We start from the raw sequence: 11,864 nt of genomic DNA on the forward strand, positions 1-11,864 counted from the left end.
GTAACTTGAGGTTCACTAAGTAAATGGATATTTACTTAATTAAATTATATAGCAATGTAAAGGATTTCTTATGAAAAAGGTAGCAATCGCAGTTTCTATTGCGGCTCTGTTTGGTGCTGTCAATATGGCTAACGCAGCCTCTAACGGCACTATTACTTTTAGTGGTGAACTTACTGACAATACTTGTGACGTCAGAGTTAATAACCAAAACGTCGATGGTACCGTAACTCTGCCAACAATCAGTATTAATGAGCTGAATAATGCGGGAAGCACTTCTGGGCTTACCGGTTTCACAGTGGAACTGGAAAATTGCAGGGGTACCTTGCTAAATGGCGCCTCTGTTTTCTTCCAGGCTGGAGGCGGTGTGGATCAGGATTCAGGTCGTTTGAATAACATCGGCGGAAGCGCAGGTAATGTGCAGTTGCAGTTGCGCGATGGTTCCAACCCTTCACAGACTGTCATCAGAGCTGGGGATACCAGTCAGGTACTGGAAACCACTTATGTTGATATCTCGTCCGACCATGCAATCCTGCCATACCTGGTTGAATACTATGCGACCAACCCGACTACTCCAGGGACAGTAATCACCAGCGCCGTTTATTCTATCCAGTATAGATAAGTTCGATGAAAATCGTTGTGGGAAGGGGAATTCCCCTTCCTGTTTTAACCAGATTGTAGAGGTTTTTTTATGTTGAATGTCCGCTTTATAAAAATCAGTTTCACTTTCTTATTGGCGGCGCTTCTTGGCAGTATTAGCACGTTTTCATTGGCCAGTGTTGTTATCACCGGAACCCGTGTTATTTATCCAGCAAGTCAGAAAGAAGTGACAGTTAAATTAAACAATACAGGTAAAGGCCCGGTTATCATTCAAAGCTGGATTGATACAGGTGATGCGGATGCCAAACCCGAGAATATTAAAACACCATTTGTCCTCACCCCACCCATGAATCGCGTGGATCCAGGAAAGTCACAAACATTGCGTTTACGTTATACCGGCACCCCGTTGCCTACGAATAAAGAGTCTGTGTTTTATTTGAACGTGCTTGAAATACCTTCTATTAGCGAAGGGAAAGAAAATGCCAATGCATTGAATCTGGCGTTTCGTTCACGAATTAAAATTTTCTTCCGGCCCGATGGACTTGCCGGGAATGCAAATGAAGCAGCAAAAACATTGACCTGGAGTGTTACACCTACAGGATTACGGGCCACGAATCCCTCTCCTTACCATGTATCACTGATTAATGTTACCACAATGGCTGCCGGTAAAAAGTCAAAAGCCGAGGGTGAAATGATTGCACCTGGGGCATCGCGTGATTTTAAGTTATCTGGCGTTAAATCAGGCAGCAAAATTACCTATAGCTCAGTGAATGATTATGGAGCAATGGATGTAAATGAGTCCGTAGCTAAATAAAGGGCTTAAGTTCAATGTAAGTATCGTATTAGGGCATGGTCATTATGTATATTAACCGACAATCTGTAACTATGAATATGGCATATGCCGGTAATATGACTGCGCTTGCACTGCTGGTATCTGGTCTATTCTATTCTGCACCAACACTTGCCGACGATACTGCATTGGATTCAATGGTTATAGCCAAGAATGTCAAATTTGATTCGGCATTCCTGAATGTGGCAAATATTGAAGGGGCGGACCTTGCACGATTTGCAAATGGTTCGAACGCCTCGCCAGGCGTCTATAATGTGGCGATTTATATAAATAATACTGAGTTAATGAATTCGGATGTCGAGTTTAAAGAGCGGGAAGATAAAACCGTTTATCCTTGTCTGAATCAAAAAATTGTCAGCAATATAAATTTTAACCATGAGAGCGTGCCAAAGTCATTACTGGCAGCACTGCTTGGTGGTGAACAATGTATCGATATTGAATCCCTTGTAACGGGTTCGCAGGTTGCTTTTGACAGTAACGAGCAGCGTCTGGATATTGGTATCCCTCAGATTTATATGGATATTCAGGCTCGTGGCAGTGTAAATCCGGCATTATGGGATAAAGGGGTACCTGCGGCGACATTGGGTTACAGTATGAACGGTTATACCAGCCAGTCTCATGGACGGAGCAATAATTCATTCTATACCGGCATTAACTCGGGATTGAATATTGGTGCCTGGTATTTGCGTCATAACGGCTCCTATACCTGGATGGAAAATGGTCCATCGAAATACAACACGCTGAATACCTATTTACAGCGCGATATCCCTGTGATTAAAGGGCGTATTTTGGCTGGTGAATCCAATACCAGCGGTCAGATATTCAGTACGTTGCCTTTCAGTGGGATCCGACTGGCCAGCGATGATCGCATGTTACCGGCGTCATTACGCGGTTACGCCCCGAATATTCGCGGTATCGCCAGAACGTCAGCGCGGGTCACGGTCAGTCAGGGTGGGCAGACTATTTATGAAACGACGGTATCTCCCGGCGAATTCTTGATTAATGATCTTTATCCCACCGGCTATGGTGGCAATCTGGATGTGACCGTGCATGAAGCGGATGGAACACAGCAGCATTTCTCTGTTCCTTATTCGTCAGTAGCACAACTGTTACGTCCTGGATCCCATCGCTATGATTTTACCGTGGGCAAACTGCGCAGCGATTTTATCGCTGACAGTCCAGATCTTTTTCAAATGATTTACCAGCGTGGGCTGAATAACACGATTACCGGCTACGGTGGGGTGCAGGCAAATCAGGATTATTATGCGCTGCAACTCGGTGCTGCCGTGGGTACGCCGATTGGTGCTGTGGCGGCGGATGTGACGCAATCGAAAACCAAGCTGCCACAGAGCGCCGGGGGCGATCAATCCGGTCAGAGCTATCAGTTGAGTTACAGCAAAATATTCAGCGAAACCAACAGTAACCTGACGCTGGCAGGCTACCGGTTTTCCACCAGCGGTTATATGGACTATATGACCGCCATGCAAACGCGCAATGCATTGACCGAGGGCTACGATCCCAACTCGATAGGGCGTGCCAAGAATCGGCTTACGCTGACTGCCAGTCAGGGATTGCCGGAAGGCTGGGGGCAGGTCTATGCGAGTGGTTCACTGCAGAATTATTGGAACAAAGAGGGAAGTGATCAGCAGTTCCAGGTGGGTTACAACAACCATTACAAGAACCTGAGTTACGGCGTCAGCGTTAACCGCAGTCAATCTGGCAAAGGCACAAACCAAAACAACTATTTGTTATCGTTCAGCATTCCATTGGGTGGTGCAGATAATATGCATACACCGCAGTTACGTACGGATTTAAACCGCGACAGTAATGGCAATATGCGGCAACAGGCGACGATTTCAGGCAGTGCGGGTGAGACGAATCAGTTTAACTATAGCGCCAGTGCCATGAATGGAAGTAATGGTGCGGGGACATCGGGAACGCTGAGCGGCCAATATCGCAGCCCTTCTACGTCAATGAGCGGCTCGTACAGTAATGGCAAGCAATACCAGAGTGGCTCAGTGGGGATGTCGGGAACGATCGTCGCTCACCCGGGAGGTGTCACGATGACGCCTTATAACAGTGAAACGATCGCGGTAGTCGAAGCGAAAGGTGCGCAAGGGGCTGCTGTATCCTCTTATCCCGGGATTAAGGTTGATTCGCGCGGTTATGCCGTTGTGCCCTATCTGAATCCTTATCAGATGAATGAGATCTCTGTCGACCCGAAAGACGCTGACAGCACATTGGAACTGGAAAGCACCACGCAAAAAGTCGCCCCTTATTCAGGCGCAGTCGTGATGCTGAAATATGGCTCGAAGCCGGGATGGCCGGTATTGATTAACACCACGTTAGACGGTGCGCCGGTACCCTTTGGCGCTGATGTGGTTGATAGCAAAGGTAACACGGTAGGTGCCGTGGGCCAGGCCGGACAAATATACGCCAGGGTAAATGATGAGAAAGGCCGTCTGAAGGTGAAATGGGGTACTGATACACAGCAACAATGCAGCGTTGGCTATGTGTTGGCACCTCAGCCGAAAGGGCGCAAGCAAGCGGATATTCAGCAGTTTACTACGCCATGTCAGAAAAGCTGATTCTGATTGATATGTTTTGGAAATAGAGAGTTAAAAATGAAGGTAACTAAAAAGATATTATTACTATGTGCAATGAGCTTTCTATTTCTCAGCAATGTTGCAAAGGCTAATATTAATTGCTGGTTGTACGATAAATTACCTGCCCAGGTGGATGTCGTTAACCTCGGTGGAATATCCATTAATGTGGGGCCAGAGATCGCTAACGGTACCATTGTCTTCCAGTCAACGTATAGATCAGCCGCGGTACAAGGTCTTATGTGCACCACTGAGCCGGGTGTCACTTATGTTATTCCGTCCTTGATGCGTAATGAAAATACACCGATGCCCCTGGCAACCGGAGTGACCGGGACTTATTCAGGACAAGCCTATGAAACAGGTGTTCCCGGATTGGCCGCTGTGGTGACTAAAGTCGTTGGCCCTATTCCTGAAACGTATACCATCGTAAACAAAAGTGGGACAGGTGATGCAGGACAGGGATGGACGCAGGTCATTTCATTAAAAATCATCAAGACCGGTACGGTATCGCCGGGGATCATCAATGGTGCGAATTTACCCAGTGTCTATACTGAAGCGCAGGCTACAGCCGGGGTTAGCGGTTTACCCTTAACCACGCAAAAGCTCTCTTTTGCTGGTCAGTTGAATGTCGTTTCCTCAAGCTGCACGACGCCTGATGTCACGGTCAATTTAGGAAAGTACAGCGTTTCCGAGACATTTACTGGCATAGGATCGGCATCGCCATGGGTAGACAGTTCCATGACTTTAACCAACTGCCCGGCATTCCATGGTTACTTTTCTTCAGCGAACAGTTCTTTAACGGAATATGGCAGTGTGACATTAGGGCCCGGGACGCCGACGCCAAATAGCCTCTACCTGACGATTACACCGACAACGTCGGTTCTGGATTATACCAATGGCATATTCAGCACCATCAGTGGCGCGGGGACAGCCAGTGGAGTCGCATTGCAGTTGGCCAGAGGGGATTTTAGAGATCCGGAATCCCTCATATTTGCGCGACTGGCGTCTAGCTTCTCAATGAATGTGAGTTCGACCACGGCGACTGATATCAAAATACCCCTCGCGGTGAGATATATTCAACGGGACGCGACAGTCAAAGCCGGAAAAGCGGATGGCAAAGTAACGGTCAGAATTGATTATCGCTAATTGTTCGGTCGTTGTTGCAGAGGATATTTGTTGCAGGGGAGACCTGTTGCAGAGAGTAAAAACGGGGCCATCAAGGCCCCGTCAGAGATTACACTTCCAGATAACACATGATGCCATCGGCGGCCTTGCGGCCCTCAGCAATGGCGGTCACCACGAGATCCGATCCGCGAACGGCATCGCCACCGGCGAAAATTTTCGGGTTGGTGGTCTGGAAAGGGTTGTCTGAACCTTCAGGGGCGATGATACGACCCTGCTTATCCAGTTCAACGTCATGCGCGGCCAGCCATGCCATTTTGTGCGGACGGAAGCCAAAGGCCATGACCACGGCATCCGCATTCATCACATGCTCAGAACCTGGGATGATTTCAGCATGACGACGTCCCTGGGTATCGGCAACGCCAAGTTGGGTACGCACCATCTTCACGCCACAAACCCGCCCATTGCCATTCACTTCAATGCTGACTGGCTGCAGATTGAATTGGAAATCTACACCTTCTTCACGCGAGTTTTTCACTTCGCGGCGTGAGCCCGGCATGTTCTCTTCATCACGGCGATAAGCACAGGTGACGTGGGAAGCGCCCTGGCGAATCGAGGTGCGCACACAGTCCATCGCCGTATCCCCGCCGCCCAGCACCACCACACGCTTGCCTTCCATTGAAATGTAAGGCTCATCTGGTTGTGCTTCGAAGCCCATCAATTGCTTGGTATTGGCAATCAGGAATGGCAGGGCATCGTAAACACCCGGCGAGTCTTCATTTTCCAATCCCCCGCGCATGGATTGGTAGGTGCCAACACCGAGGAAAACAGAGTCATACTCTGCCAGCAGGGCGTCCATGGTGATGTCTTTACCGACTTCCACGTTAAGCTGGAACTCAATACCCATCTCGGTGAAGATCGCACGGCGCTTAATCATTACCTCTTTTTCCAGCTTGAATGCCGGGATACCGAAGGTCAGCAACCCCCCGATCTCTGGGTGACGATCATAGACCACGGCTTTTACGCCGTTACGCGTCAGCACATCGGCACAGGCCAGTCCAGCCGGACCCGCCCCAATAATGGCGACACGTTTGCCGGTTGGCTGTACGTGTGACATATCGGGTTTCCAGCCCATCTCGATCGCTTTATCGCTGATATAGCGTTCGATGTTGCCAATGGTCACCGCGCCGAATTCATCATTCAGGGTGCAGGAACCTTCGCAAAGGCGATCCTGCGGGCAAACGCGCCCGCACACTTCCGGCAGGCTGTTGGTCTGATGAGCAAGATCGGCGGCTTCCATAATCCGGCCTTCGTTGGCCAGTTTCAGCCAGTTCGGAATATAGTTGTGGACCGGGCATTTCCATTCGCAGTAAGGGTTACCGCAGGAGATACAACGATCTGCCTGCGCTTTTGCCTGGGTTTCCGAGAACGGCTCATAAATTTCTACAAACTCAATTTTCCGGATTTTCAGCGGTTTTTTTGGCGGATCAACGCGCTGCAAATCGATAAATTGGTAAACGTTTTGACTCATCGCTAACCTCTTACTGCGCTTGTACCCGCAGCTCTGCTGCGGAACGACTACGGTGACCCAACAATGCTTTTACATCACTGGACTTCGGCTTGACCAGAGCGAATTTCGGTGCCCATTCTGGCCAGTTCGCCAGAATTTCCTCGCCCCGGCCTGAACCGGTCAACTGTACGTGTTCAGTGATCAGGCCGCGCAGATGTTCTTCATGAATTGCCAGTTGATCCACTTCCAGTACTTCTACCAGTTCCGGGTTAACGCGTTTGCGGAACTCGCCATCTTCATCCAGAACGTAGGCGAACCCACCGGTCATCCCTGCACCGAAGTTAACTCCGGTACGACCGAGCACGCAGACAATGCCGCCAGTCATGTATTCACATCCGTTATCACCAATGCCTTCCACGACGGTAATGGCTCCGGAGTTACGCACGGCAAAACGCTCACCGGCGCGGCCAGCGGCAAACAGCTTACCGCCGGTTGCGCCATACAGGCAGGTATTACCGATAATGCTGGCCTCATGGCTGCGGAAGGCCGAACCAACTGGCGGACGAACGGCGATGCGGCCACCGGCCATCCCTTTACCCACGTAGTCATTCGCATCACCGGTCAGCATCAGCTCTACGCCACCCGCGTTCCACACACCAAAGCTTTGACCGGCAGTCCCGGAGAAGTGGGCTTTGATCGGATCGCTTGCCAGACCCTGATCGCCATGTTTCTGGGCGATGGCACCAGAGAGCAATGCGCCAACGGAACGATCCGTGTTGCGGATATCGAAGTAGAACGTTTTGCTCTGGCGCGCTTCAATGTGCGGCTCAGCCTGTTCCAGCAGGGCTCTATTCAGCAAGCCTTTATCAAACGGTGGATTGTTCTCGGTACAGTAAAGCGCTTTGCCTGGGTGCGGCGTGGCGGTTTTCAGCATCGGCGAGAGATCCAGCTTGTTCTGCTTGGCGGTAAATCCATCCAGTTCCAGCAGCAAATCGGTACGGCCAATCAGGTCAACCAATTGGCTGATGCCCAGCTCTGCCATAATCTCGCGGGTTTCCCGGGCGATGAAGTGGAAGTAGTTGGTCACGCGTTCCGGCAGGCCGTGATAGTGATCGCGACGCAGTTTTTCGTCTTGCGTTGCTACGCCGGTTGCACAGTTATTGAGGTGGCAAATACGCAGGTATTTACAACCCAGCGCCACCATAGGGCCGGTACCGAAGCCAAAGCTTTCAGCACCCAAAATAGCCGCTTTGACAATATCAACGCCGGTTTTCAAACCGCCATCCACTTGCAGGCGGATTTTGTGACGCAGACCATTGGCAACCAGCGCCTGTTGCGTTTCAACCAGTCCCAGTTCCCACGGGCACCCGGCGTATTTCACCGATGACAGTGGGCTGGCGCCGGTACCGCCGTCGTAACCTGCAATCGTAATCAGGTCAGCGTAGGCTTTGGCAACCCCGGTCGCGATGGTGCCAACGCCCGGTTCAGACACCAGTTTGACCGAAATCATCGCTTTCGGATTGACCTGCTTCAGGTCAAAAATCAGCTGCGCCAGATCTTCGATAGAGTAGATATCGTGGTGCGGCGGCGGGGAGATCAGCGTAACGCCAGGCACGGAATAACGCAGCTTCGCGATGTACGGCGTCACTTTGTCACCCGGTAACTGACCGCCTTCGCCCGGTTTTGCACCCTGTGCAACCTTGATCTGAATAACGTCAGCACTCATCAGATAGGCCGGGGTAACACCGAAACGCCCCGAGGCAACCTGTTTAATCCGGGACACTTTGTTGGTGCCGTAGCGCGCAGGATCTTCACCGCCCTCACCGGAGTTGGAGTAGCCCCCGAGGCTGTTCATCGCTTCAGCCAGCGACTCATGCGCTTCCGGGCTCAAGGCTCCGATCGACATGGCGGCAGTGTCAAAACGTTTGAACAGGTTTTCAGCCGGTTCAACCTGATCGACGGGAATGGGGCCATTTTGCGGCTTAATCGCCAGCAGATCGCGTAAAGTCGAGACCGGGCGTTCGTTTACCAGTTTGGCATATTCCTGATAGTCGGCATATTCACCGCTCTGTACGGCTTTCTGCAACGTGCGCACGACATCCGGGTTGTACATGTGATATTCGCCACCATGGACGAATTTGAGCAGGCCGCCTTGTTCCAGCGGTTTGCGCTTCAGCCAGGCGCGTTTCGCCAGGTTTTGCAGATCCTGTTCGAAATCGGCGAAACTGGCACCACCGATACGGCTGACCACGCCCTGGAAGCAGAGATCGCTTAGTTCGCGGTGCAGACCCACCGCCTCAAACAATTTGGCGCAACGGTATGACGCGACTGTCGAGATGCCCATTTTGGACATGATCTTGTACAGCCCTTTATTGATGCCATTGCGATAGTTGAGCATCACTTCACGATATTTCTTGTCGATGACGTGGCCGTCGACCAGTTTGGCCAGCGTTTCATAGGCCAGATACGGGTAGATCGCCGTCGCACCAAAGCCAAGCAGCACGGCAAAGTGGTGGGGATCGCGGGCGCTGGCGGTTTCAACAATAATGTTGGCGTCGCAGCGCAGGTTTTTTTCTACCAGACGTGTCTGTATCGCACCGACCGCCATTGGTGCAGGCAGCGGGATACGGTTGGCGGCAATGGCGCGGTCAGAAAGCACCAGCAGCACGGCACCCTCACGAACTTTGCGTTCCGCTTCGTCACACAGTCCGCGAACAAACTGTTCCATGCCTTGTTCGGCCGGATCGTAGTTCAACTCCAGCGTTTCGGCGCGATAGTACTCGCCATCCAGCGTCGTCAACTGCTTGAAGTCGGAATAGAGCAGAATCGGTGATTTGAAGCTCAGGCGGTGCGCTTGCCCTTCGGCCTCACAGAACACATTCATTTCGCGACCAATACTGGTTGCCAGCGACATGACGTGTGCTTCACGCAGGGGATCGATCGGCGGGTTGGTCACCTGGGCGAACTGCTGGCGGAAGTAGTCATAAATCACCCGGGGACGGCTCGACAGCACGGCAAAAGGTGTGTCATCACCCATTGAGCCTGTCGCTTCCTGACCGTTTTCACCGAGCACACGCAAAATCTGATCCAGCTCTTCGCTGGTATAACCAAACTGCTTCTGGAAGGTTTCAAGCTCTGCGTCATCAAGATGGCGGCTGCCAACCTGATCATCTGGGAGATCCTCGAAAGGCACCAGACGTTGAACGTTCTTTTCCATCCACTCTTTATAAGGATGGCGGCTCTTCAGATCGTTATCCGTTTCCGCAGAATGCAGGATCTTCCCGCTGCGGGTATCGATAACCATCAGTTCACCAGGCCCCACGCGACCTTTCTCAACTACTTCATCGGGCTGATAATCCCAGATCCCGACTTCAGAGGCGCAGGTGATCAGTTTGTCTTTGGTGATCACGTAGCGAGCCGGACGCAGACCGTTGCGATCCAGGTTACAGGCGGCGTAACGTCCATCGGACATCACGATCCCGGCCGGGCCATCCCACGGTTCCATGTGCATCGAGTTGAAGTCGAAGAAGGCCCGCAGATCGCTGTCCATATCCGGGTTTTGCTGCCAGGCTGGCGGTACCAGCAGGCGCATGGCGCGGATCAGATCCATACCGCCACTGAGGAACAGTTCCAGCATGTTGTCCAGCGAACTGGAGTCCGAGCCGGTTTCATTCACAAAAGGCGCGGCATCATGCAGGTCGGGGATCAGCGGTGTTTTAAATTTGTAGGCGCGTGCGCGTGCCCATTGGCGGTTACCGGCAATGGTATTGATTTCACCGTTGTGCGCCAGGTAGCGAAACGGTTGCGCGAGTGGCCAGCGCGGCACGGTATTGGTTGAGAAGCGCTGGTGGAACAGGCAAATGGCCGACTCCAGACGCAGGTCAGCCAGGTCGAGATAAAAACGGGGCAGATCCGCTGGCATACACAGACCTTTATAGATCGTGACCAGATTGGAAAAGCTGCACACATAGAAGTCATTATCGGTGACGCGTTTTTCGATACGGCGGCGAGCCATATACAGGCGACGTTCCATGTCACGCGGACGCCAGCCAGCAGGCGCGTTGACAAAAATCTGTTCAATACGAGGCAGGGAGGAGAGTGCTATTTCACCGAGAACATCCGGGTTGGTCGGTACTTCACGCCAGCCAACAATCGACAGCGTTTCATTCTGCAGTTCTTCTTCCACAATGCGGCGGCTTGCGCGGGCTTCTTCTTCATCTTTGCTGAGGAAGATCATTCCCACGGCATAATTCTTGGCTAAACGCCAACCACGTTCTTGTGCAACCATTCGGAAGAAACGGTCAGGTTTTTGTAGTAACAGGCCACAGCCGTCGCCAGTTTTGCCATCGGCAAGAATTGCGCCACGGTGTTGCATGCGGGCCAGTGCGTGTATGGCTGTTCGCACTACCTTGTGGCTAGGTTCGCCTTCTATGTGGGCGATCAGGCCGAAACCACAGTTGTCCTTCTCTTGGGATGCATCGTACAACATATCGTGAACCTCCCCAGGCTCTGTGCGACTCTCACAACCGACTGCGACAGGCATATCTCAGGGGCGATGGCCGTAATACTTCAGTATGGGTATAGATACTGAGGATTATCAACCTTACGCCCTCGTCAATTACCTCTCGTGATGGCGATCACAAGTATTGGATGACTTGTTTTATGAGGGAGTCTTCAATAACTGCATAAATATGACGAGACACGTGCCCGTCCAGAAAGCTTCCAGCGGATATCCAACTTAGCGAGAAAGGGGGAATAGGTCAAATATGAGTTTAAGAGAGATAATTTAGTTATTAATTGACATTAACTTATTGAAAATAATTAATTTTAACTCGTTTTGAGTGGCTTGTAACCCAAATGTTACATTCGCAGAAATGTGAGCTGTCTCACTATAGTGAACGGGTCTAATCTCTGCACCATGCTAGTGCGAGCATTAATAGCAGCATTATCTGCTGTTTATCACCCATTGTGTATGGTTTGTTACTGTTTTTCACTACGTAAATTTAACGAATGACGAAGAGAACGTAATAAGAATTATTCATCATTGTAAAAGTGATTTTATTCTCACTAATTTTGAATAATTATGCGGTTAGGAAAGCTTCGAAGGAGGGTTTGATCCTGGTCATCGCGGGAAAAGCCCATAACCTCTAGGCTCTTGGCCTTTTGGATCAGGCCGGAACAA

6 protein-coding genes are annotated in these 11,864 nt (G+C 51.0%); 4 read left to right on the forward strand and 2 right to left on the reverse strand.

Annotation, left to right across the window (positions count from 1 at the left end; genetic code table 11):
• The first annotated feature begins 70 nt into the window (after window positions 1-70).
• From DRI82_RS05875 to DRI82_RS05890, 4 genes are all read left to right on the forward strand, one after another.
• On the forward strand, window positions 71-619 hold the full coding sequence (locus tag DRI82_RS05875; protein ID WP_114192570.1) for a fimbrial protein: 549 nt from the start codon (window positions 71-73) through the stop codon (window positions 617-619).
• 69 nt (window positions 620-688) lie between these two features.
• Window positions 689-1,411, forward strand: a complete 723-nt coding sequence (locus tag DRI82_RS05880) for a fimbrial biogenesis chaperone (RefSeq protein WP_114192571.1) — start codon at window positions 689-691, stop codon at window positions 1,409-1,411.
• A gap of 71 nt (window positions 1,412-1,482) precedes the next feature.
• Window positions 1,483-4,035, forward strand: coding sequence for a fimbria/pilus outer membrane usher protein (locus tag DRI82_RS05885; protein WP_245956785.1), 2,553 nt, complete (start codon window positions 1,483-1,485; stop codon window positions 4,033-4,035).
• A 36-nt stretch (window positions 4,036-4,071) separates the two neighbouring features.
• The gene (locus tag DRI82_RS05890; RefSeq protein ID WP_114192573.1) at window positions 4,072-5,196 is read left to right on the forward strand and encodes a fimbrial protein; all 1,125 of its coding nucleotides are present in this window, start codon (window positions 4,072-4,074) and stop codon (window positions 5,194-5,196) included.
• A gap of 88 nt (window positions 5,197-5,284) precedes the next feature.
• Here the strand turns inward: DRI82_RS05890 and DRI82_RS05895 are convergent, their stop codons facing one another.
• Complete coding sequence (locus DRI82_RS05895) at window positions 5,285-6,703, reverse strand: glutamate synthase small subunit (RefSeq protein WP_114192574.1); 1,419 nt, start codon at window positions 6,701-6,703, stop codon at window positions 5,285-5,287.
• Window positions 6,704-6,713: 10 nt separating this feature from the next.
• Complete coding sequence (gltB, locus tag DRI82_RS05900) at window positions 6,714-11,171, reverse strand: glutamate synthase large subunit (RefSeq protein WP_114192575.1); 4,458 nt, start codon at window positions 11,169-11,171, stop codon at window positions 6,714-6,716.
• Window positions 11,172-11,864: the final 693 nt, after the last annotated feature.

It is taken from the genome of Edaphovirga cremea, from assembly GCF_003332275.1.
GTDB classification, from domain to species: domain Bacteria; phylum Pseudomonadota; class Gammaproteobacteria; order Enterobacterales; family Enterobacteriaceae; genus Edaphovirga; species Edaphovirga cremea.